Raw genomic sequence first — 21,788 nt, 5'->3', positions numbered from 1 at the left:
CGGGGTCATTCCCGGGCAGAATTTGCCACATGCCAATCGCCTCGCTCCTTTCGCCGGTTGGTGGCATTCTTTGAGCAGGGGTGGACATGGCTGAAAGCGGAATGAGACGAAAACGACCGGGTAAACCCAAACGCGGCAGGCCCGCAGGCAGGGATCCGGAGGTGACGCGCGCCTGGATTCTGCGCGCGGCCCGCACGGTGTTCGGGTTACGGGGTTACTCGGCCACCAGCGTGCGAATGGTCGCCGAGCAGGCCGGGCTATCGGTGACCGGCGTCTATTACCACTTCGGCAGCCTCGAGGAGATCTACGACGAAGTCGTGGCGGACACCGTGACCCTCCTTGAGGCGATTATCGGCGAGGTCCTCGAGCAGCCAACGATTCGCGCGCAGATCCGAGCGCTCATCTTCGCGATGCACAGGCTCGACTCCGAGGACAGATCCATCATGGCGTTCATGGTCCGGACCTACCTCGACGCGGCGCGCAGCCCGGAGGTGGGCCGCGACAGCGGGCCCCTGACGGCGGGCACCGCACAGTTGTTCGTCACGATGGTGCGCTCGGCGATCAGCCGCGGTGAACTCCCGCCGGACAGCGACGTCCGCACCACGGTGGGCCTGCTGGCCTCGATCCTGTGGGGGGTCGGCCTGTACTCGGGATTCGTCGAGGACGCCGAAGCGATGGCGGTCATCTTGAACCAGGTCGACGACATGTTCGCCCACGGGCTGGTGCGTCCAGGCTCTTCCGAGAAACCGCCCCGTCTGGTTGGTTAGCCGGCGCGGTTGGCTGGGCCGCGCCTAGCTCCAGATGCGCACCCGCGCAGCAGGTTCCAGGTACAGCTCGTCGGCCGTGTCGACATCGAACGCGTCGTAATACGCGTCGATGTTGCGGACGACGGTATTGCACCGGAACTCCGGCGGCGAGTGCGGGTCGATGGCCAGCCGGCGGATCGCCTCCGCGTCGCGGGACTTGGTGCGCCACACCTGGGCCCAGCCGAAGAACACCCGTTGCGCGCCCGTGAGGCCGTCGATGACGGGTGCATCCTTGCCGCCCAGTGACAGCTCGTAGGCCAGCAGGGCGATGGACAGCCCGCCGAGATCGCCGATGTTCTCGCCGACGGTGAACGCGCCGTTGACGTGCTGGCCCTCACCGAGTTGGCGGGGCACGAGGTGGTCGTACTGCTCGATGAGCGCCTTGGTCCGGACGCCGAACTCGGCGCGGTCGCTGTCGGTCCACCAGTCGACGAGGTTCCCGTCGCCGTCGTACTTGGCGCCCTGGTCGTCGAAGCCGTGCCCGATCTCGTGTCCGATAACGGCCCCGATCCCGCCGTAGTTCGCGGCGTCGTCGGCCTCGGCGTCGAAGAACGGGGGCTGCAGAATCGCCGCGGGAAAGACGATCTCGTTCATACCGGGGTTGTAGTACGCGTTGACGGTCTGCGGGGTCATGAACCACTCATCGCGATCCACCGGCTGGCCCAGTTTCGCCAGTTCCCGTTCGGTGGCGACAGCCTGACCGCGCAGATAGTTGCCGTACAGGTCGGTGCGGTCGATCACCAGCGTCGAGTAGTCACGCCACTTCGCCGGATACCCGATCTTCGGCGTGAACTTGTCGAGCTTGGCCAGGGCGCGCTGCCGGGTCTCGGGAGTCATCCACTCCAGATCGCTGATGCTGACGCGGTAGGCCTCGCGCAGGTTGGCCACCAACTCGTCCATCCGCGCCTTCGCACCGGGCGGGAAGTGGCGTTCGACGTAGAGCTTGCCGACCGCGTCGCCCATCAGGTTCTCGACGAGGGAGACGCCGCGCTTCCACCTGTCGCGGATCTCCTCGGTGCCGCTCAGGGTGCGGCCGTAGAAGTCGAAGTTCTCGGCGACGATCTCGTCGGTCAGCATCGCCGCACGGCCACTGATCACACGCCACCACAACCAGCGCTTCCAGTCCTCGATGTCGCGCTGCGCCCACAGCGCGGCGAAGGCCGTCAGGAAGTCGGGCTGGCGCACCACGATCTCGGCGACGGCGCCCTCAGTGGTGCCCAGCGCGGCGACCCAGCCAGCCCAGTCGAAGCCGGGCGCCTCATTCGGCAGATCGGCGAAGGTACGCAGGTTGTAGGTCAGGTCGGCGTCGCGGCGCTTCACCACGTCCCAATGGGCCGCGGCCAGGTCGGTCTCCAACGCGACGATGCGCTCGGCCGTTGCCGCCCACTCGCCTGGCTGCGGCTCCTCCCCGAACACCAACCCGAGCATCCGCGCGATATGCCCGGGGTAGGCGGCCAGGATCTCGGCGTGCGCGGGATCGCGGTAGTAGGACTCGTCGGGCAGCCCGAGGCCCGACTGCGAGAAGTGCAGCAGGTAGCGGGTGGAGTCCTTGGAGTCGGTGTCGACGTACACACCGGCGCCCCCGCCGATGCCGCTGCGCTGCAACGCGCCCATCACGGCGGCCAGGCTCACGAGGTCCGCGGCGGAATCCACCGCGGTGAGTTCGTCGAGCAGTGGCCGCACGCCGGCGGCCGCGACCGCGGCCTCGTCCATGAAGCTCGCGAACAGGTCACCGACACGCTGCTCGTCCGTGCCGGCGGCCCCGCCTGCTGCGGCCGCCTCACCGATCAGATCACGCACCTGTTCCTCGGCGCGGTCGGCGAGCAGACGAAACGCGCCGTCGGTCGCGCGGTCGGCGGGAATGTCGTAGTCGTTGAGCCAGCGGCCGTTGACGTGGCCGAACAGGTCGTCTTGCGGGCGTGCAGCCTCGTCGACGTAGGACAGATCGATTCCGGAGCGGATGGCTTCAAGCGTCACTCCGCCATCCTGCCATCGCCTGGCAAGTGCGTGCCGTGGCGCCGGGTACCCTCACGCCATGCCCGACGAGGTCAAGGTGGAGCAGGCCGTCAAGGTGGAGCAGGCTGACGCCGCCGCCCGCGGCGGACTCAGCGGTTACGGCATCGGGTCGGTGGTACTGGGGCTTGTGGCGGTGGTGGCCGCGGTCCTGGCGTTCATGATCTGGTCGGGTCACCGCAGCGATGTCGCCGAGCGCACCTACCAGACCGACGTCCTGCAGACCGCCGCCGATTGGACCACCGTCCTGATCAACATGGACAAGGACTCCATCGACGACAGCCTGCGCACACTGCACAGTGGGACCGTCGGCCAGCTGAACGCCGACTTCGAGAGCACTGTCGAACCGTTCAAGCAGTTGGTGGCGAAGTTGCAGTCGCAGACCACCGGCCAGGTCGAGTCGGTGTCGATCGAAACGCTCTACCACCAGCTTCCCGGCCCGGCCGGAGCGCCGCCGCAGCCCGAACTGTCCACGGTGGCCTCACGCACCGACACGGTGCTCGTGGTCGCGACGTCGATGAGCCAGAACGCCGGCGGCACGGAACCACGACCCGTGCGCTGGAATCTGCGCCTCGGAGTCTCCGACGTGGACGGCAAGCTGCTGATCTCGCGGCTGGAGTCCCTGCGATGAGGAATGCGCTGCGGGTCGCCGCGGTCGACGTGCTGGCCCCGCTGGCCGCGATCGCCGCCCTGGTCTACGTGGGGGCCGCTCTGGCGTGGCCGCTGTGGTGGGTGTCGGTGTGCTCGGTGGCAGCACTGTTGATCGTGCAGGGCATGATCGTCGACTTCGTGCTGTACCGGCGCGACGGTGTGACGATCGGTACCGATGACGACGGGCCCGTGCTGCGTCTGGCCGTCGTCGGTCTGGCGGCGGCCGCGCTGGTGGCCGCCGTCGCGGTCGGCTACACGCAGTGGACGGCACCGGACCGTGCCATGCGCGCCGACATCACCGAGGTGGTGGGCATCGCCAGCAGCGTCGCGGAGGCGTCGGCCACCTTCACCCCGCAGGACCCGAACGCATCGATCAACCGGGCAGCAGATCTGATGACGTCCGAGCGAGCACAGGCCTACCGCGCCGAATTCGAGTCGGTGGCAAAGGAACTCACGAGCAGGAACGTCTCAGGCCAGGCGTCCACGATCTCGGCTGGCGTAGAGGCTATCGGCCCGGAGGCCGCCAGCGTGGCGGTGGTGATGCGGGGTACGCAGAACGCGCCGGGCAAGCCGCAGGACGTGGCGGTGCTGGCGTTGCGGGTGGCACTGACCAAGGCCAGCGGCAAGTGGTTGGTGGTCGACGTCTCGCCGATCAACGCCCGCTGATCGCCGGCGTCAGCGACATCAGCCGGTGCGACCGGTGCGCTCGTCGTGGATCTTGGCGAACCGGTCCGACAGCCGGCGCATACGAATCATCAGTGACGCGGCCGGGCAGTCGCGGCCCTCGAGATAGGAGCCGAACTCCTCATTCGGCAGTCCGATCCGCGACGCGAACTCCTGCTGGCCCAGACCGGAGCGCTCCAGAAGTAGGCGCACATGGCGGCCGACCTCAGCGCACTCATTGGCCTCGAGATTCGCGCGGGCGCGAAGCAGGACCTCGGCCAACGCCTTGGAGACGCCCTGCGGAGGCGCGGAGTGCAGGACCTCCTCGACCTGTCGCGCGGTACGGCCGTAGGGGTCGCGCTTGACGGCGACGACGATGCGTTGCCACACGTTGAGATCGTCGGTTTCCAGCGCCGCACGGATCGATGACGTCGGCCAGAACTCGACGGGACGACTGTCGGTCTGTCGACGCCGCGGTGCCGCTGCCGGGTCCGGGACCGGGGTCGGACGGCCGGGCGCGGCGTCGTCATGCGTGTCCCGCACGTCGGAACTCAACGTCACCTCGCCTCCTCCAGCATCGCCACTGCCACTTCCAGGCAGCGCTGCCTGACACGCTCCCAGTCTGCCACTGCTGCCGGGTCAGACGCGCTCTCGTCATCATGATCCGACGGTTGCGGATCGGACAGGCGGCGAATCAGCTGCGTGGCGACCCACTGCTTCCTCGAGCGCTGACCAGCGTAGTACCGGTCGATGCGGGTCAAGACTTCCGCTGCAGTTTGGGTCTCCATGGAGTCGATCAGATCGGCGAACTCGCTGAAGTCCCGCGTGGCGTTCCGCGACATCACGAGATAGCTCTTGAGTCGCAGTGTCTCGGCTCCGGTGGGGATCTGAAGCCGGTCGCCGGTGGGCAGCAGAACGTTGGTGGTCTCCATCGGCCTGCGGCGCTCCACCACGGGCGCCTCGGCGTCTGCAGCGGTCTGCAGTGCGTCGAGCGCGACCGCCAGTCGTCCCCGCCACAGCGTCACCGGGTGGACGGTTGTGGGCGCCGCCTTGCCACCCGCTCGACCCGCACCGGCCACGCCGCGCAACCCGATCCGTACGGTGCGGGCCTCGGCGCGGGTCGCGCTGGTCTGTCCGGCGCGGGTCGCGCTGGTCTGTCCGGCGCGGGTCGCGCTGGTCTGTCCGGCGCGGGTTGCGCTGGCCACGCCGCCGCCGTTGTCGCTTGGACTCTTTACCCGGACCATGGACCCGGCCAGCGCCACGGGCGTGTCGCAGCCCTTGACCGCAAGCGGTCCGCAGCCGCTGAACGCCAGCGGGTCCGCGACGATGATCGCCTGCGGCGCAAGGGTCTTCAGTTTGGCTGCCGATTTGACGACGGTGCGGATATCGGAGCCTGACGGACCCAGCTCGGAGATGTTCTCCGGGATGATCACGAGGTCGCCGATGTCGATCTTGGGTAGCGGCTTCTCGAAGTCCACCGACGGCAGGATCCGGTCCAGCCAGCGCGGCAGCCACCAGTTCCATTCGGCGAACATCGCCATCAACGCCGGCACCAGGACCAGCCGCACCACCGTGGCGTCGACGGCGATCGCCACGGCGCAGGCCACGCCGAGCTGTGCCACGAGCGGCATGCCCGCGAATGCGAAGCCGACGAACACCGCGATCATGATGAGCGCCGCGCTGGTGATGGTGCGGGCGCTGGTGCTCACGCCGTACGCGACTGCATCCCGGGTGTTCTTGGTCTGGACGAAACGCTCGCGGATGCGGGTCAGCAGGAAGATCTCGTAGTCCATCGACAACCCGAAGGTCATCGCCAGGACCAGCGGCGGGATGGTGCTGTCCAGCGACGTCAGCGGCTCGAATCCGAGCGACTCGAACCACCCCCACTCGAACACGACGACGAGGCTGCCGTACGCCGCGGCCACCGAGAGCACCGTCATCAGCACGCCCTTGAAGGCCAGGAACACCGATCTGATCGAGATCAGCAGCATCACGAACGCGATGAACGCCACGAACGCGAACACCAGGGGTTGGGTGTCCGCCACCCGATCGTCGAAGTCCTTGAGCAGGGCGGTCGGTCCGCCGACATCTATATGCGCGCGATCACCGGCAGCCTCGGGCAGATTGGCTCGCAACCAGTCGATGGTGTCGCGGGCGCCCATCTCCTCGGGGTCGATGGACAGCACGACCGACACCAGGGCGCTGCGATTGTCGTCGCCGAATACGGCGGGCGAAACGTTCACCACATACGGCGCCTCGGCGATCCTTGCCTCGACTGCGGTCAGGGTGGCGGCGTTCTGGGGTTCGTTGGCGCTGCCTTCAGGGAACGTCACCAGCACCCGGATCGGCCCCAGCGCGCCAGGCCCGAGCGCATCGGCCGCCGCGTTGATACCGCCGCGGATCTCATGGGTGGGCTCGAACTGTCGCTGCAGGCTGTTGCCCAGGGTCATTGCGAACGCCGGGGCGGCCAGCGTCAGCAAGCAGATGGTGGCCGCGATCGCCGACAGCCAGGGACGTCTCATCACCCCGGTGACCCAGCGGGTCCAGAATCGCGACTGCGTGGTGTCCGGCCGGCGGGACATATGAAGGTAGGTCGACCTCTTCGCGGCGGCCTTGCCGAAAGTTCGCAGCACGGCCGGGGTCAGGGTGGTCGACGTCAACACGGCGACCGCGACGGCCAGGATCGCGCCGGTCGCCATCGACGACAGCACCGGCGTGTTGATGAGGTAGATGCCCGTAACCGATGCGATAACCGTCAGACCAGAAAGCAGTACCGCCAGGCCCGACGTGCCCATCGCCGCGTCGGCGGCCTGTTCGGCGTCACGGCCTGCGCGCAGTTCTTCACGGAAGCGCATGAGGATGAACAGCGAGTAGTCCACTGCCAGCGCGATACCGAACATCGACACCGTCGATGTCACGAACACCGACATCGTCGTCACCATCGACAGCAGGAAGACCAACCCCATCGTCACGGCGACGGTGCACACGCCCAGCAGCAGCGGAAGCGCAGCGGCGGCGAGCGACCCGAAGACCGCCAGCAGCACGATCATGACGATCGGCAGATTCCACTTCTCGGCCTGCGCGACATCGTGCTTGGTGGCCTCACTTGCGGCGGCACCCAACGCGCCCTGCCCGATGACGTAGAGCCGGACCTTTCCGTTCTCCGTTTGTCCGGGTTGATCCCCGTCGACGCCGATCGCCTTGCGCAACTGCTTGGCGACGTCGGTGCTGCCGGCGTCGAAACCGGTTTGCAGGGAGACGACGTAGGGGCGGTCAGGCCGGGGTGGTGGCTGCTGCGGGTTCGGGACGATCGTGACGCGGGACTCCGCGGCGGCGATGCGCTCGAGCTGCGCCACGGCGGCGTTCATATCCTCGTAAGACGCGTCGGCGCGCGGCGCGGCGACCAATGCCAGAGGTGATGCGCCCTGATCGGGGTAGTGGTCCTCGACCTGCCGCTCGACGGCCAGCGATTGCGATCCCGCGACCTCGAAGCCGCCGCCGGTGAGATTGCCGGCCTGGCTGAGTGACAGGTAGATCGACGGCAATAGGAGGAGCAGCCACACCGCGAAGACCGCCCAGCGATATCTGCGCAGATTGCTACTCAAGCGCATCATGAACTGCTGTATGACGAACCTCGGCCTTCTCGCGGCGTTTCGTAGCTGGAGCGTACCGCAGGGTGGGGTAGGGTGACCGGCTTCGCCAGGAGCGACCGCATTGGTCGGCCAGCGATCTGGTTGACCTGCGAATTTGCTGTGCGGATTGTGCCGGTGGTCCGCCGCGATGGCAGGATGGGCGAGTGCGGCCTCGGGTCGGGGATCAGATTGCCGCCATTAGCAAGGGTTTGTGCGGGTAGGAGCCCTGCGTGAACCGTGAGGAGCCAACCATGGGAAGCACATCTGAGCGTGCGCGACGAGGACTCTTCGGAGCGTTCGCTGTAACTGCGGCGGGCGGTGCTGCCGTCGTCGCACTGGCCGTTCCGGGCGGTCTGGCCGCCCCATCGGCCACCGCAGCATCCGACCCGTGCGCGGCCAGCGAGGTCGCCAAGACGTTGGGTTCGGTCGCAACGTCCACGGGCAATTACCTGGACACTCATCCGGAGACCAACACAGCGCTGACGACCATATCGAAACAGCAAGCGGGTCCTGCGTCATTGGCGGCGCTCAAGACGTACTTCGATGCCAACCCGCAGGCCGGCAAGGACATGCAGCAGTTGCAGCAGCCCCTCGTCGTGCTGTCGTCGCGCTGCAAGCTTCCGCTCACGCTGCCGCAGCTTATGGGCCTGATGCAGGGCGCGCAGTCACAGGCGGGCGCACTGCAGGGCGCGACCCCGGAAAGTTTGCCAGGAGGGCTCGGGTCGGCTCAGACCGTAGGCGTCCCGGGTGCCGGTCTGCCGGCGTCGCGGCCACCGGCATCGGTCGGCCGCCAAGGCGCAGGCCCATTGCCTGGTCCCGCCACAACCGCCGCGACCGCCGCAGGCTAGCTTTCCGCGACGCGTCCCAGACTCCCGGCCAACTCGTTGAACTGGGGTTTTGAGCGTCAGGAAGATTGGTTGACCGCAAGGGGAGAAAGTCTTCGCCGATTCTGCTTAGCTTTTCTGTGTCGGTAACCGTCCGTGGTTACGGCCATTCAGTATTCGATAAAGGAGCTTGATCATGTTGCTCTCGACCACTGGTCGGCGGCGTGCGGTTGCTGGCGTCGCGAGCGCTGGCGCGATCGCCGGTGCGATGCTGTTCGGTGCCATCCCGTCTGCCATGGCCGACGACCCGGCGCTCAACCCGCCGAACTGCACGGCGGCCGATCTGGCCGGTGTGGCCGCAGGCGTGTCGGCCTCGACATCGGCGTACCTGTTCACACATCCCGACGTGAACTGGTTCTTCACGAGCCTCGAAGGCAAGCAGCGTGAGGACATCCGCGAAGAGGTGTCGACCTACCTGAACAACAACCCCCAGGTGAAGGCCGAGTTGACGGGCATCCGCCAGCCGCTGGTCGATCTTAAGAACCGCTGCGGCACGGCACCTGCGCCTGCAATTCCGTAATCCCCGTGCCGGTTCGGCAGGGGGCACCTCCCAATAGGGGGGAGGAATCCGGCACCGATCCGTCCACTGCGGACGGATCGGGCCGGATGGTCCTGATGGTCGACGACGATCCGGACGTCAGGACGTCGGTTTCCCGCGGACTGCGGCACTCCGGCTTTGACGTTCGGGTCGCGGCCAACGGTAAGGAAGCGTTGCGGCTGCTCTCCACCGAGACGCACGACGCGCTCGTGCTCGACGTGCAGATGCCCGAACTCGACGGAGTGGCCGTCGTGACCGCGCTTCGTGCGCTCGGCAACGACATTCCCATCTGCGTGCTGTCGGCACGCGATACGGTCAATGACCGCATCGCCGGGCTAGAGGCCGGGGCCGACGACTACCTGACCAAACCGTTCGATCTCGGTGAACTCGTCGCGCGCCTGCATGCCCTCTTGCGCCGGTCGTCGCATTCGGACCCGACGTCGGACACCATGCGGGTCGGTCCGCTGACCATCGACACCGCGCGCCGGCTGGTGTTCGTCGACGGTGAGCGCGTCGAACTCACCAAGCGGGAGTTCGATCTGCTCGCGATCCTCGCCGAGAACGCTGGCGTGGTGTTGTCCCGGCAGCGTCTGCTGGAACTGGTGTGGGGCTACGACTTCGACGTCGACACCAACGTCGCCGACGTGTTCATCAGCTATCTGCGGCGCAAGCTGGAGCGTGATGGGCACAACCGGGTGATCCACACGGTGCGCGGGATCGGCTACGTCCTGCGTCACGATCCGTAGGTGCGCTGGCCACGGTTTCTCCGATCTGCGTCGCTGCGCACGCGGGTCGCCTTGGCGGCGGCGGCGGCGGCTTCCGCAGTGGTGGCGGTCTTCACCGTGCTGACGTCAGTGGTGCTGGCCAACAACGATGCGGTGCAACTTGATCGGCGCCTCGACTCGATCGTCGACGCCAGCATGTATCCCGAACAGCTCAGCGATCCGAGCCGCGGTGTTCTGACCACCGGCCGGTCGCGCTCATCGGGGCAGGTGGTGTTCCAACGCGGATTTCAGCTGCCTCGTCTCTCGACCGGCACGGCCTCGGTTGAGGTGAACGGACTCGAGTACCGGGTGCGCACCATCCCCATGGACCAGCAGGGCGGCGTGCTGGTGTCGGTGGGTATCCGGACTGACAGTATTCTGTTGAGCCCGGCCAGGATTCCGGTCTACGCCGCTGTCGGGGTGTTCACCGTGCTGGTCGCCGGTGGGCTCGGCTGGTTGCTTGCGGGTCCAGCGATCCGCCCCCTGCGCAGACTGACCGCGCAGACGATGCGGTTGGGCAAGGGCACCGAACACATCGAGGCTGTCACGGGTGTCCGGGAGGCCGAGGAGTTGTCCGACGCCATGGTTGACATGCTGAGCAGATTGGCCGCCGCGCAACAGGCGACCACCAATTCGCTGCAAGCCGCACAGGATTTCGCGGCCAACGCCGCACACGAGCTGCGCACCCCGTTGACGGCAATGCGGGCAGACCTGGACACGCTGCGCATCCACGACCTGCCCGCCGACGAGCGCGATGAGGTCGTGGCTGACCTGGCCCGTGCCCAACGGCGCGTTGAGGCGATCATCACCGCACTGGGTCAGCTCGCGTCGGGTCAACTCGCCCAGGCCGAGGACCGTGAGGTCATCGACATCACCGACATGCTCGACCGGGTGGCGCGGGAGAACGCGAAGGACGGTGTCGTGGACATCGTGGTGGAGGCCGGTGAGGATATCGGCACCATATGGGGCTGGCCTGGTGGGTTGCGACTGGCCGTGGACAACTTGGTACGCAACGCGATTGCGCACGGTGGAGCCACCCGTATCGTGCTGGCGGCGCGTCGGGAGAGGACAGTCGGCGATGGCGCGGCCGAGGTGCTGACCATTGTGGTTGACGACAACGGCCGCGGGCTTCCCGTCGAGGAGCACGACGCCGTCATGGGCCGGTTCGCCAGGGGCAGCACCGCAGCACCCGGCGGGTCGGGGCTGGGCCTGGCACTGGTGTCGCAGCAGGCGGAACTGCACGGTGGCTCGTTCGCGTTGTCCGACAGCCCGATGGGTGGCCTGCGTGGCACGCTGACGCTATCGACCTCTCCTGTGCGCGAGCAGGATTCGGAGCGGGACGAGTCGGTCAGCGGCGAGCAAGGGCGGCTGCGACGCCGCGCCAGCCGAGTAGCACGATGGCGGTCGCGATCGAGGCGACCACCACAAAGCTGATGGCCGTGCCCTGGCCGGTGAGCTTGCGCAACGCCATCCCGACGACAACAGTCGCCACCCACACCGCCAGTCCAGTTGGGAACAACGCTGTGGGGCGGCGCCAGCCGCGTATCACCAACCAGCCCAGTGCCGTTCCCGTCAGGAACGGCCACGCCGTCTCGGCAACCCCTGCGAGGGTGAGTCCCTCGTCGTGACTGCGGCGGCCGACGGTGGCGAACACCAGTACGCACACGATGTCGAGCACCGCCGCAACGGCGACGGTGCGGGCCGTGGTCGGGCTAGCCGAGGTCATAGGTCATCACATCCAGGACTAGCGGGCTGACATTGGTTTCGTCGCGTGGCACAAAGCCGGGCTCCAGATTGATCGGCTTGCCCTCCAGCAGTGGAACCACGTCGTCATTCGAGACCATCCGGCCGTCGAGCTTGAAGGAGTCGAATACGAAGGGCAGGCCGTTGGCCTTGAGGAAATCAGGACCGTCCATGACGTGGAAGTGCAGGTGCGGTGCAGACGTATTCCCACTGTTACCAAGGTTTCCGAGCACCTGGCCGGTGCTGAGCCGGTCACCGGGCTTGACCTTGACCGAGCCGGTCTTCAGGTGGGCGTAGAAGGCGTAGTTGCCACCGCCGATGTCCTGTACGACGTGGTTGCCGCCGTACTCCTCGACCTTGAGTCCGGTGGCATCCGTGAGGGGGACCTGCTCGGGCATCCCGTCCAGCACCGATACGACGGGGCCGTCGGCCACGGCGTGGATGTCGTCGCCGAAGAACTGGTAGCTCTCGTTCTTGGTGCCGTCACCGCGGAAGGCTGTGCCGTCCTCGCCGAACTGGAGATAGTCGATGCCGAACCGCTCGGAGATCCACAGCTCGCCGTTGAGCGGGTTCGCCGCCATCCGGTGTGGCGTCATGGCGTCACAGCAGCTGTTGGCGGACAGCCAGTTCGGGCCGTCGAGCGGTGGTGCGATGACTGCAGGCTTGCGCGTGGAGACCGTGACCTTGGCGATGTCCTCGGCCATGGTGGCGGGCATGATGGGTGGCGCTGGCTTGGTCAGGTTGACTACGACGGTGTGCGAGAGTTGCTCGGGCACTGCGGGTGTGGCACCTTCGGCGCCGTCAATCACCACGTCCAGCCAGACGAGGCCGCTCTGCGCGGGACCGAACTTGGTTGTCGGACTGTCCATCGCGCCGAGAATGCGCGTTTTATCCGCCAGGTCCTCGCCGGAGAGTGAGAGCAGCTTCCTGTCGCCGGCGTTGACGGTGACCGACTCCACGGTTATCTCCTGGCCGAGGGAGTTGGTCAGGTTCAGCTCGTAGGCCAGGTGCACCTTGCCGTCGGTGGCGGCCACGGGGATCGGCGCAGCGAGAACGCGCCCCAGCATCGGGGTTGCCGCCGACGGCTCGGCGTCGGCCGAACTGGACGGTGTACTCGACTCGGATTCCGATGTCTGCGTGGCTGACTCGGTGGAGTTCGAACAGCCTGTGAGGAGCGCGAGTGCGCCGACGAGCACGGCGATGCGGTGCATGGGGGGTTTCATTCATCGCTCCTGTGGAGTGGAATCCGGAGGTGAGTCCGGTTCGTGCACGACTTCGGGATCAGGGCTGAACTGCGGTGGGGCGGGTGTCTCGTCGACTTCCGTCGTGCCTGTGGAGGTCGTGTCGTTGGCGTCGGGGTCGAGGTCCTTCTCAGTGCGGAACATGAAGAAGAAGACGACCCAGCCGATGGAGGAGATGAAGATCCAGCTCACAAGCCGGTAGATCAGCATCGCCGAGATTGCTGACGCCAGCGTCATTCCACTTGATACTAACCCTGGCACAAGGACGGCCTCGACCACCAGGAGGCCGCCGGGCATCAGCGGTATGGAACCCACTGCGCGCGCCGCCGCGTAGGCGACCGTCAAGCCGGCCAGGGATGGATGGCCGCCTGCCGCGTATGCGGCGAAGGCCAGGCACGCCACGTCAGCGATCCAGTTGAACAACGACCAGCTGAACGCCGTCCCCAGGGCGCGTCGGCTCAGGCTCACCGACTCCAACTGCTCGAGCGTTTCGCGCCACTTGACCAGACCGGTGTCGGCGGGTTTGCCGCGCACCGAGTTGTACCAGGACAGCACCCTGGCGCCGATGCCGTCGATCTGCTGGGGATTGGACGCCACGGACTGGGCGAGTACCAGCAGCGCGATGAAGCCGCCGAGGGTGAAGATCAACGACAGGGGGTTCTTGCTGGCGCCCAGTAGGAACGCGCCGCCCAGTCCGAGCAGGGCCAGACCGACGGCCTGCAGCACACCTGACATCACCAGCTGCCAGGAGGCAACCACGGGCGACGCGCCCCAGAGCCGCTGCTGGCGGTATATGAAGGTGGCCGAGAGCACGGGGCCGCCGGGCATCGTGGTGGACAGTGCATTGCCTGCGTAGAACGCGGCCTCCGAACGCCATTGGTGCACCCGCACGCCCGCCGATCGCAGCAGCGTCCGCTGGATCTGCGCGAAGCTGTGCATCGAGGCCATGGCGGCGACCACGCATGCCAGCACCCACCACAGGTCGGCCGAGAGCAGGCTGCGCCACGCCTTGGCGAGCTGGTCCCAGACCAGCGCCACTTCCACGGTCAGCACGGTCACCGCGAGGGCGATGATCGCCCATCGCAGCCACCAGTACTTGCCACGCGAGCGGCTCTCTTGGCGAGCGTCGCCGGCCGGCGCGTCGTGCGACACGCCCTACAGGGTAACGGCGCGGGCGCGTCGGCCAAGCGTGCCGCGTCGTCGGGATTCAAGTCGTTACGCTACCGGCATGCCGGTGGGTGGGGGATCAGGTTCTTTGTCGGGCTTCTCGGTGGACTCCGGGTTCTCTCTGGACTCGGCGGCCGACGCCTCGGTGCATCCGCTGGTACGCAAGACCGCGGCGTGGTCGTGGCGGCTGATCGTCATCCTCGGTGCGCTCATCGCCCTGCTATGGGTCATCGGGCACATCGAGTTCATCGTCGTGCCCGTCCTGCTCGCGACGATGGTGACGGCGATGCTGCTGCCCCTCGTCGACTACCTCGACCGCCGTGGCCTGAACCGGGGAGCCGCCGTCTCGGTGGTCCTGCTCAGCAGCTTCGTGGTGGTCGGCGGCATCTTGGCATTCGTCATCAGCCAGTTCATCGAGGGTGCGCCCGCTCTGATCGATCAGATGACGCGAAGCATCACGAATGCCCGGCAGTGGTTGTCCACCGGCGTGTTCTCCCATTTCAGCAATGACCAGGTCAAGAGTGCGACCGACGCAGCGATCGAGGCGCTGAAGAGCAACCAGGCCAAGCTGACCAGCGGTGCCTTCTCGACGGCGGGCACGATCGCCGAGATCGTCACCGGGGCACTGTTGATGTTCTTCACCCTGGTCTTCCTGCTCCACGGCGGACGCAACATCTTCTCGTTCGTCACCCTGGTCTTTCCGACGTCGGTGCGCAGTCGTGTGCGCGACGCCGGCCGCGCCGGGTTTCACTCGCTGATCGGATACGTGCGCGCGACGTTCCTGGTGGCGCTTGTCGACGCCATCGGCATCGGAGCGGGCCTGGCGATCATGGGGATTCCACTGGCCCTGCCATTGGCCTCACTGGTATTCCTCGGTGCGTTCATCCCGCTCGTCGGTGCCGTTCTCACCGGCGGCATCGCGGTGATCGTCGCGCTCATCGCCAAGGGCTGGGTCTACGCCCTGATCACGCTCGGCCTGATCATCGCCGTGCAGCAGCTCGAGGCGCACGTCCTGCAGCCCCTTGTCATGGGCCGCGCGGTGTCGATCCACCCCCTGGCGATTGTCCTCGCGATCGCGACGGGTGGCGTGCTCGCCGGCATCGTCGGTGCGCTGCTGGCGGTTCCGATCGTGGCGTTTCTGAACAGTGCGACGCGCGTCCTGATCGCCGACGATCCAGATGTCGAGGAGGCCAGGCTCGAAGCCGAGGTCGGCCCGACCATCAAGGGGCAGGCCGACGACGTGGAACCCGGGCCCGCCGAGGCTGCACCACCCCAGGGTTAGTACCCCATGGGGGTATCATGTGCGCATGCGGACAATCAGTAGGCGCCGGGCATTCGGCGCGGTGCTCACCACCTGCGGCGTGCTGGCGCTGACGGGGTGCGGAACCGACCGGCCGGAAACGCCGGCGAGTGCGTCAGCCGATACGACATCGTTTGCGCGCCTTGTGGATTCCGATGAATTCGCAGGCATGGTCGCCCAGCCTGACCGAGTGACGATCAATGTTCACGTGCCCTTCGAGGGTGATATCGCCGGTACCGACCTGTCCATTCCGTTTGACCAGATCGACGCCAATGCCGGCCGGCTACCGGCCGATCGCAGTACCGGACTTGCGATCTACTGCCGTTCCGGACCGATGAGCACTATCGCGGCCGAGACGCTTCACAAGCTCGGCTACACAGATGTTGTCGAGCTGCGCGGCGGAATGCGGGCGTGGCAGGCCGATGGTCATCCACTGATCGGCATCTGAGCAGCCAGTGCGTGGGGCGGCGCGCTGCCGGAGTCGGTGAGTTCGGCGGCGATCGACACCACCAGGCCACCCAACATGAAGGCGATGATCACGGCGACCAGCGCGCCGGTGCTGAGGTCGGGGATGAAGCGCCGCGCGCCGGTCACGGTGCCGCCGGACTGGTGGTACTTGTGGGTCAGCGCGTGGCCCTTGCCGCGCTGCAGCAGGTAGCGGTTGACCGGGTACGCGACGAAGAACGCCGCGGTCAGCGCGATCATCATCGACGCCCAGAAGACGGGGTTGACCAGGCCGGCGTTCATCGCCCCTGGAATCACCGCCATGACGAGGTTGTCGACGATTTCCATCGTGAGGATCGAGAGGGTGTCTGCGGCCAGCACCACGCTGAGCGCTGCGAAGAAGGTCAATCCGGCCTTGAGCAGCGGCAGCGTTGACAGCGCGTATCCGAACAGGAAGGCGAGGCCGACAGCCAGGGCGATCGTGGCCAGGTTGCTCAGTCCGATCGCGGTTCCGATCATCAGCCCGAGGATCTCGCCGATGGCGCACCCGGTGAGGCAGTGCAGCGTCGCGCTGACGGCCATCGCGTTCGTGCTGCCCATATCGTGATCGTGGTGGTCAGCGTGGTTCTGGTGCGCGTGGTTCTCATGCTCGTGCGAGGGCGCGGACATGGTGTCGGCTCCTTCCAACGGTGAGCCATCACCGCTTCGTCAGATTGGCGTGGTACCCCTGGAGGGTATGCGAACACCGTAGCCCCGGGAGGTGCGGCGCACAAGGGGTGACGAACCCGTCGCGAGATTGCCGACGAGGATCCCCATTCCGACGATGGTGTTGTAACCCGTAGTGCGTGCCGACCAGCCGGTCACTCGACAGCGATACGACGTTGTTCGCCACTGTAACAGCGGATTTGACCTCGTTCAGCGCGCCGCAGACTTGACGCCATGCTGTTATCGCCTCGCGATCGCGTCACGCTGAGTCCGTGAAACTCGCTGTACCGGAACATATTTACCGGACTGTGGGCGGACCGTCCCGCCCGGGAATCGTTATCGAGATGACACGCGCCAGGTGTTCCCCGCGTGGCTGCGGTGATATACGTTGCCGATACGTACTGAGTCAGTACGTACGTAACGACTACGTAGCGGTGCCGGACGGCATCTGCGTGGCACCGTGCCGATCATCGCGCAAGCTGCGCGCCTATTGCTTAGGAGTTCGCATGAGGCGTATGCGCCCCTACCGCACCTGCATTCTCGCGGTCATGCTCGTACCCGCATTGTTGCTTGGCGCAGCTGGCGTCGCCTCTGCCGGTCACGACACCAGCGTTCACACCGATGCGGGTCAGTGGGACACCACATTGCCGATGGTGCCCAGCGCCAACGTCACCGGAGACCCGGTGGCCATCTTCAATTCGGTGCTGCAGATATCGTCCACCTCGGCACAGGTGACTGCGGAGATGGGTAGAAAGTTCCTGGCGAGGATCGGGATCCTGCCGCAACCGACGGCAGCCGCAGACCCCGGTTTCACCAATGGTCGGATTCCGCGGGTATCTGGCCGACAGGCCTCCGAGTACGTCATTCGCCGGGCGATGTCGCAGATCGGGGTTCCCTACTCCTGGGGCGGCGGTAACGCCAATGGCGCATCGCGTGGCGTCGATCAGGGGGCGGGCACCGTCGGATTCGATTGCTCGGGGCTGATGCTGTATGCCTTCGCCGGTGTGGGAATCAAGCTCGACCACTACTCGGGATCGCAGTACAACGCCGGCCGCAAGATCCCAGCCTCACAGATGCGCCGGGGTGACCTCATCTTCTATGGGCCCAATGCCAGCCAACACGAGTCGATGTACCTCGGCGACGGCATGATGCTCGAAGCGCCGTACACCGGATCCCAGGTCAAGGTGTCACCCGTGCGTACCACCGGCATGATGCCCTACGTGACGCGACTCATCGACTACTGAACAGTCGCAGTACGAGAACCGTAAATATTGGGCTAAAGGTCTTGTTATTAGGTGTTTGTACCCCTACCGTGGGTCAGCGACACAACCCCGGTACAGGAGGGACGAGCGAATGAGTGCTACCAGGTCCGATGCCATGGCGGCCGATCTCGGCGCCGACGTGCTCTCCCCGCTCGCGCACTGCGCGTAGGCACTCTCTCAACAAGTCATGGAACTTCAGAACCGACAAAGCCTCCCAGTCGTCAGGCCCGCAACCCCGCCGACCCTGTCCGGTCATGGGGACGGGGCTTGGCAGGAGGCCGCGCGATGCCGCACCGTCGACCCTGACCTGTTCTTTCACCCCGAGGGCGAACGTGCCGCGGCGCGCGCCGCCCGCTTGCGGCGCGCGAGACAGGTGTGCATGCAGTGTCCGGTCATCCGTGAGTGTGCGGCATTCGCCGTGGCTGGCCGGGAGGGTTTCGGCATCTGGGGAGGGCTGTCCGAGGACGAGCGAATCGTCGCCATCGTCTCCGTCGGTGAGCGCCCGCGCGGCCGTTCGATTCATGCCGCGCGGTTCGATGCGGCGATGGGACGCCCCTAGAACACCGACCACCCGGCGAGCCGGGCGAACTCCTCGATCGCGGCGACGCCGCCGGCGGAGTTGCCGTCGCCGTCCAGTGGTGGACTCCAGACACACACTGTGCCGCGTGCTGGCATGACGGCAAGGACGCCGCCACCGATACCGCTCTTGGCGGGAAGTCCGATGCGGTAGGCGATGTCGCCTGCAGCGCCGTACATTCCCGATGTGAGCAGGACGGCGTTGACGCGCCGCACGGTGGCCTCGTCGAGTGGACGGTTGAGCGGCGGGTTGCCGCCGCCTCTGTCAGCCAGGAACAGAGTCGCCTTGGCCAGGGTCTGCACGGTGGCGGTGATCGCGCACTGGGCGAAGTAGTGGTGCAGCACCTGTTCGATCGGATTGTTCAGTAGTCCATGCTCGGCGAGCACGTGCGCGATGGCCGAGTTACGGTGCCCGGTACGGGCTTCCGATATCGCGACGTCGGTATCGCATGAGACGACCCCGTCGGGGTCGGCCCGCTGCAGCAGTGCACTGGTGGCCCTGACGGGGTCGCCGGTATGGGTTATCAACCGATCGGTGACGACTATGGCGCCGGGGTTGACGAACGGATTGGCGGGGCGGCCCTGGTTGCGTTCGAGGTCGGCGACGGACCCGTAGCCGGCATTGGTCGGACCCCATCCCACGTCGAGCCAGGCACTGGGGTCGTGTTGCAACAGCACGCACAGCGCGAAAAGCTTGGACAGGCTCTGGATGGAGAAGGCCTCGGTGCTGTCTCCCGTGTGGATGACTGTCCCGTCGACAGTGGCCACGGCCATCGCGAACTTGGTGGCGGGCACTGCGGCCAGCGCGGGGATCTGGGTGCTGACCGAACCTGTACAGGAGCTGTGACGGCCGTGCGCGGCGGCGGCATGGAGGTGTGCGGTCAACTCCGCGGTCAACGCGGTGGGCTCTGCACAGGTGGGCATGGCGATTCTCCTGTTGCGCACGGGAAGTGCTGACTGGGGTGTTAACAGCATGTCACGGCACATCGCGTTTGGTCTATAGGTCTTGTTTTTAGATCTTTAAGCCTCTAGGCTCGCGTCATCTGTAATGCACGTCACGTTTGTGCCTAACGAAAGGCGGGCTGTTCATGGCCGTTGAATCTGTACCCGAGGTCGCCACGCCGGCTGGCGTGGAGCCGGGCCGCGCGACCCTCAAACGCGGGGCGATCGGGCTGGCCGGCGTGGTGTTCATGGTGGTGGCGTTCTCCGCTCCGATCACCGCCATGACCGGCAACCTGCCGGTCGCCGTCGGGTTCGGCAACGGTCTGGGGGCGCCGGGCGGATTCGTGCTCGCCACCATCGTGCTTGCGATCTTCAGCGTCGGATTCGTCGCGCTCGCGCGGCACATCACCGCGGCCGGAGCGTTCTACACCTTCGTCTCACGCGGCTGGTCGCGAATCCCCGGGCTGCCCGCGGGCGTCATGTCGATGTTCGTCTACATGACGATGGAGGCGGGGCTGATTGGGATCTTCTCCGCCTTCGCCGATCAGGCATTCACCAACCAGTTCGGCTTGGACCTGCCGTGGCTCGTCTACGCGGCAATCTGTCTGGTCGTGATCGCGCTGTTGTCGCACTGGGATATCTCGCTGGCGGCCAAGGTTCTCGGTGTGGTTCTTGTTGCCGAGATCGCCATGCTGTCAATCAGTGCCGTGGCGTCCCTGATGCATCACCCCGAGGGCATGAGCTGGACGTCGCTCAATCCGGTGACTGCCATGAGCACAAACGGTGTCGCGGGAGGCGTGGTCGGGCTCGGGTTGCTGATGGCGTTCTGGTCCTGGGTGGGTTTCGAGTCGACGGCGATCTACGGCGAGGAGTCGAAGAATCCCAAGCGGATCGTCCCGCAGGCCACGATGATCGCGGTCATCGGGATCGGCGTCTTCTACGCCTTCATCTCATGGGCAGTCATTGTCGGCAATGGCCCGACCAAGGCAGTCGAGTTGGCCTCGGGCGCAAGTCCGTTCGACCTGATCTATGCACCGGCGCAGGCGTATCTCGGGAGCTGGGCGGTGACGGTCTTCGAGTGGCTGGTCGTGGGTGGATCGTTCGCCTGTGCCCTGGCCATTCACAACTCGGCTGCACGCTACCTGTTCGCATTCGGCCGCGACGGCCTGCTGTGGCGCCGGTTGGGTGAGGCTCATCCCAAGCACGCGTCACCGTGGATCGCGTCCCTGACGCAGAGTGCCATCGCCGGCGTCATCCTCATCATCTGTGCGGTCAGCGGTGCCGACCCCTACGGCGTGTTGTTCGTCCTGGTCGCGATCATGGCGACGCTGTGTCTGCTGATCGTGCAGACCATGTCGTCGGTCGCGACGGTGGTGTACTTCCACGTCAAGAAGCAGCACCCCGAGACCGCCAGCTGGTGGCGCACGATTGCCGCCCCGATCATCGGTGGGGCCGGCATGGTGTACGTCATCTACCTGATGCTCTCCAATATGTCCGCTGCCGCGGGTGGAGCCTCGGAGACCCTGTTCTTCAAGGTGATTCCGTACGTCGTCGTGGGACTGCTGTTCGGCTCGATGGCTGTGGCGGCCTATCTCCGCAAGGCGCGTCCCGATCTGTATGAGCGGATCGGCAGCACCGTGTTCGACGACGCTCCCAACGAGCTGCCGGCCGAGACCCGGTCGTGACGGACCGCTCCGGGATGCGGGTGCTGGTCACTGGAGGTAGCCGGGGGATCGGGCTGGGTATCGCAGAGGGTTTCCTGCGCGCCGGTGCGGCGGTCGCGATCAGCGGCCGCAGCGCCGCCGCGCTGGCCGGCGCGGCTCGTGGTCTCGGCGAACACGGCGATCGAGTCCACACGATTGTGGCCGACGTCGCGAGCCCTGAGTCGTGTGCGCAGATGGCGGCGGAGGCCCAGGAGCGTATGGGCGGGCTGGATGTGTTGTGCGCCAACGCCGGTATCTATCCCGAACGCAGCCTCGATGATCTCGGGGCCGCCGACGTAGCCGAGATCATGGGCACCAACGTCGCGGGCACGATCTTCTCGGTGCAGGCGTGCCGGGCGGCGCTGAGGTCCTCCGGGCGCGGTCGGGTGGTGGTGATCTCCTCCATCACCGGACCCGTCACCGGCTACCCCGGGCTCAGTCACTACGGCGCGAGCAAGGCCGCTCAGCTTGGCTTCGTGCGCAGTGCCGCCCTGGAACTGGCCGGTGACGACATCACCATCAACGCGATCCTGCCGGGCAGCATCCTGACCGAGGGGCTCACCGGCCTTGGCGATGAAGCGATCGCGAAGATGCGAGCCTGCATACCGCAGCGTCGCCTGGGCACACCCGCCGACATCGCTGCTGCTGCAGTCTTCTTCGCGGGCGAGGGGGCCGGGTTCATCACGGGCCAGACGCTGGTGATCGACGGTGGCCAGACCCTGCCCGAGTTCCCAGAGGGTGTGTGAGCCTCGGG

At 66.5% G+C, this 21,788-nt stretch carries 20 protein-coding genes and 1 pseudogene; 13 read left to right on the top strand and 8 right to left on the bottom strand.

Annotated features, from left to right (window positions below):
• Positions 1-86: 86 nt before the first annotated feature.
• Positions 87-767, top strand: a complete 681-nt coding sequence (locus tag ACZY0X_RS05695) for a TetR/AcrR family transcriptional regulator (protein ID WP_463768613.1) — start codon at positions 87-89, stop codon at positions 765-767.
• A gap of 24 nt (positions 768-791) precedes the next feature.
• Here the strand turns inward: ACZY0X_RS05695 and ACZY0X_RS05690 are convergent, their stop codons facing one another.
• Positions 792-2,783, bottom strand: coding sequence for a M13 family metallopeptidase (locus ACZY0X_RS05690; RefSeq protein ID WP_463768612.1), 1,992 nt, complete (start codon positions 2,781-2,783; stop codon positions 792-794).
• A 58-nt stretch (positions 2,784-2,841) separates the two neighbouring features.
• Between ACZY0X_RS05690 and ACZY0X_RS05685 the strand changes: the two genes are divergently transcribed.
• A complete protein-coding gene (locus ACZY0X_RS05685) occupies positions 2,842-3,450 on the top strand; it encodes a hypothetical protein (protein ID WP_463768611.1) in 609 nt (202 codons plus the stop codon).
• Entirely contained in the window at positions 3,447-4,136 is a 690-nt protein-coding gene (locus ACZY0X_RS05680) for a hypothetical protein (RefSeq protein WP_463768610.1), read from the top strand. Before ACZY0X_RS05685 ends, ACZY0X_RS05680 begins: the two co-directional genes overlap by 4 nt.
• A gap of 18 nt (positions 4,137-4,154) precedes the next feature.
• On the opposite strand, the gene ACZY0X_RS05675 is transcribed toward ACZY0X_RS05680, so the two are convergent.
• Together ACZY0X_RS05675 and ACZY0X_RS05670 are read right to left on the bottom strand one after the other, a co-directional pair.
• Positions 4,155-4,694, bottom strand: coding sequence for an XRE family transcriptional regulator (locus tag ACZY0X_RS05675; RefSeq protein WP_463768609.1), 540 nt, complete (start codon positions 4,692-4,694; stop codon positions 4,155-4,157).
• On the bottom strand, positions 4,691-7,747 hold the full coding sequence (locus ACZY0X_RS05670) for an MMPL family transporter (RefSeq protein WP_463768608.1): 3,057 nt from the start codon (positions 7,745-7,747) through the stop codon (positions 4,691-4,693). The genes ACZY0X_RS05675 and ACZY0X_RS05670 overlap by 4 nt, the downstream gene beginning before the upstream one ends.
• Positions 7,748-8,016: 269 nt before the next feature.
• Here ACZY0X_RS05670 and ACZY0X_RS05665 point away from each other — a divergent pair, with 269 nt between their 5' ends.
• The 4 genes from ACZY0X_RS05665 to ACZY0X_RS05650 all read left to right on the top strand — a co-directional run bounded on the left by ACZY0X_RS05665 (position 8,017) and on the right by ACZY0X_RS05650 (position 11,385).
• Positions 8,017-8,613, top strand: a complete 597-nt coding sequence (locus ACZY0X_RS05665) for a hemophore (protein WP_463768607.1) — start codon at positions 8,017-8,019, stop codon at positions 8,611-8,613.
• Between the two features lie 172 nt (positions 8,614-8,785).
• The gene (locus tag ACZY0X_RS05660) at positions 8,786-9,169 is read left to right on the top strand and encodes a heme-binding protein (RefSeq protein ID WP_463768606.1); all 384 of its coding nucleotides are present in this window, start codon (positions 8,786-8,788) and stop codon (positions 9,167-9,169) included.
• 86 nt (positions 9,170-9,255) lie between these two features.
• Positions 9,256-9,933, top strand: coding sequence for a response regulator transcription factor (locus ACZY0X_RS05655; protein WP_241405906.1), 678 nt, complete (start codon positions 9,256-9,258; stop codon positions 9,931-9,933).
• Positions 9,934-11,385, top strand: a complete 1,452-nt coding sequence (locus ACZY0X_RS05650) for a sensor histidine kinase (RefSeq protein ID WP_463768605.1) — start codon at positions 9,934-9,936, stop codon at positions 11,383-11,385.
• Here ACZY0X_RS05650 and ACZY0X_RS05645 read toward each other — a convergent pair.
• The 3 genes from ACZY0X_RS05645 to ACZY0X_RS05635 are packed head-to-tail and all read right to left on the bottom strand — an operon-like array spanning position 11,300 to position 14,087.
• Complete coding sequence (locus ACZY0X_RS05645; RefSeq protein ID WP_463768604.1) at positions 11,300-11,677, bottom strand: DUF3054 domain-containing protein; 378 nt, start codon at positions 11,675-11,677, stop codon at positions 11,300-11,302. The genes ACZY0X_RS05650 and ACZY0X_RS05645 overlap by 86 nt on opposite strands.
• A complete protein-coding gene (locus ACZY0X_RS05640; RefSeq protein WP_463768603.1) occupies positions 11,664-12,917 on the bottom strand; it encodes a M23 family metallopeptidase in 1,254 nt (417 codons plus the stop codon). Before ACZY0X_RS05640 ends, ACZY0X_RS05645 begins: the two co-directional genes overlap by 14 nt.
• Positions 12,918-14,087: a lysylphosphatidylglycerol synthase transmembrane domain-containing protein gene (locus ACZY0X_RS05635; protein WP_463768602.1), complete on the bottom strand. Its 1,170-nt coding sequence runs from the start codon at positions 14,085-14,087 to the stop codon at positions 12,918-12,920.
• Between the two features lie 118 nt (positions 14,088-14,205).
• On the opposite strand from ACZY0X_RS05635, the gene ACZY0X_RS05630 reads away from it, so the two are divergent.
• Both ACZY0X_RS05630 and ACZY0X_RS05625 read left to right on the top strand, forming a co-directional pair.
• Positions 14,206-15,384: an AI-2E family transporter gene (locus ACZY0X_RS05630; protein ID WP_463768789.1), complete on the top strand. Its 1,179-nt coding sequence runs from the start codon at positions 14,206-14,208 to the stop codon at positions 15,382-15,384.
• 61 nt (positions 15,385-15,445) lie between these two features.
• Positions 15,446-15,850, top strand: coding sequence for a rhodanese-like domain-containing protein (locus ACZY0X_RS05625; RefSeq protein ID WP_463768601.1), 405 nt, complete (start codon positions 15,446-15,448; stop codon positions 15,848-15,850).
• Here ACZY0X_RS05625 and ACZY0X_RS05620 read toward each other — a convergent pair.
• Positions 15,829-16,515 (bottom strand): DUF4396 domain-containing protein, encoded by a 687-nt coding sequence (locus tag ACZY0X_RS05620; RefSeq protein ID WP_463768600.1) that lies wholly within the window; start codon positions 16,513-16,515, stop codon positions 15,829-15,831. The genes ACZY0X_RS05625 and ACZY0X_RS05620 overlap by 22 nt on opposite strands.
• A gap of 662 nt (positions 16,516-17,177) precedes the next feature.
• Between ACZY0X_RS05620 and ACZY0X_RS05615 the strand changes: the two are divergent.
• A pseudogene (locus tag ACZY0X_RS05615) lies at positions 17,178-17,795 on the top strand (NlpC/P60 family protein); the annotation flags it as partial.
• Between the two features lie 205 nt (positions 17,796-18,000).
• Positions 18,001-18,372, top strand: a complete 372-nt coding sequence (locus tag ACZY0X_RS05610; RefSeq protein WP_463768599.1) for a WhiB family transcriptional regulator — start codon at positions 18,001-18,003, stop codon at positions 18,370-18,372.
• Here ACZY0X_RS05610 and glsA read toward each other — a convergent pair.
• Complete coding sequence (glsA, locus tag ACZY0X_RS05605) at positions 18,369-19,313, bottom strand: glutaminase A (RefSeq protein ID WP_463768598.1); 945 nt, start codon at positions 19,311-19,313, stop codon at positions 18,369-18,371. The genes ACZY0X_RS05610 and glsA overlap by 4 nt on opposite strands.
• A gap of 164 nt (positions 19,314-19,477) precedes the next feature.
• Here glsA and ACZY0X_RS05600 point away from each other — a divergent pair, with 164 nt between their 5' ends.
• Both ACZY0X_RS05600 and fabG read left to right on the top strand, forming a co-directional pair.
• Positions 19,478-21,016, top strand: coding sequence for an APC family permease (locus ACZY0X_RS05600; RefSeq protein WP_463768597.1), 1,539 nt, complete (start codon positions 19,478-19,480; stop codon positions 21,014-21,016).
• Positions 21,013-21,780 (top strand): 3-oxoacyl-ACP reductase FabG, encoded by a 768-nt coding sequence (gene fabG, locus ACZY0X_RS05595; RefSeq protein WP_463768596.1) that lies wholly within the window; start codon positions 21,013-21,015, stop codon positions 21,778-21,780. The genes ACZY0X_RS05600 and fabG overlap by 4 nt, the downstream gene beginning before the upstream one ends.
• The last annotated feature ends 8 nt before the right edge of the window (positions 21,781-21,788 follow it).

The organism is Mycobacterium sp. IDUB_39, assembly GCF_055419205.1.
This window is presented reverse-complemented; position numbering and strand designations above follow the sequence as displayed.

Excerpts from the sequence above, each read along its gene's own strand:
- ACZY0X_RS05695 (WP_463768613.1), top strand. The coding sequence starts at position 87 with ATGGCTGAAAGCGGAATGAGACGAAAACGACCGGGTAAACCCAAACGC.
- ACZY0X_RS05685 (WP_463768611.1), top strand. The coding sequence starts at position 2,842 with ATGCCCGACGAGGTCAAGGTGGAGCAGGCCGTCAAGGTGGAGCAGGCT.
- ACZY0X_RS05680 (WP_463768610.1), top strand. The coding sequence starts at position 3,447 with ATGAGGAATGCGCTGCGGGTCGCCGCGGTCGACGTGCTGGCCCCGCTG.
- ACZY0X_RS05670 (WP_463768608.1), bottom strand. The coding sequence starts at position 7,747 with ATGATGCGCTTGAGTAGCAATCTGCGCAGATATCGCTGGGCGGTCTTC.
- ACZY0X_RS05665 (WP_463768607.1), top strand. The coding sequence starts at position 8,017 with ATGGGAAGCACATCTGAGCGTGCGCGACGAGGACTCTTCGGAGCGTTC.
- ACZY0X_RS05660 (WP_463768606.1), top strand. The coding sequence starts at position 8,786 with ATGTTGCTCTCGACCACTGGTCGGCGGCGTGCGGTTGCTGGCGTCGCG.
- ACZY0X_RS05655 (WP_241405906.1), top strand. The coding sequence starts at position 9,256 with ATGGTCCTGATGGTCGACGACGATCCGGACGTCAGGACGTCGGTTTCC.
- ACZY0X_RS05645 (WP_463768604.1), bottom strand. The coding sequence starts at position 11,677 with ATGACCTCGGCTAGCCCGACCACGGCCCGCACCGTCGCCGTTGCGGCG.
- ACZY0X_RS05640 (WP_463768603.1), bottom strand. The coding sequence starts at position 12,917 with ATGAAACCCCCCATGCACCGCATCGCCGTGCTCGTCGGCGCACTCGCG.
- ACZY0X_RS05620 (WP_463768600.1), bottom strand. The coding sequence starts at position 16,515 with ATGTCCGCGCCCTCGCACGAGCATGAGAACCACGCGCACCAGAACCAC.
- ACZY0X_RS05610 (WP_463768599.1), top strand. The coding sequence starts at position 18,001 with ATGGAACTTCAGAACCGACAAAGCCTCCCAGTCGTCAGGCCCGCAACC.
- glsA (WP_463768598.1), bottom strand. The coding sequence starts at position 19,313 with ATGCCCACCTGTGCAGAGCCCACCGCGTTGACCGCGGAGTTGACCGCA.
- ACZY0X_RS05600 (WP_463768597.1), top strand. The coding sequence starts at position 19,478 with ATGGCCGTTGAATCTGTACCCGAGGTCGCCACGCCGGCTGGCGTGGAG.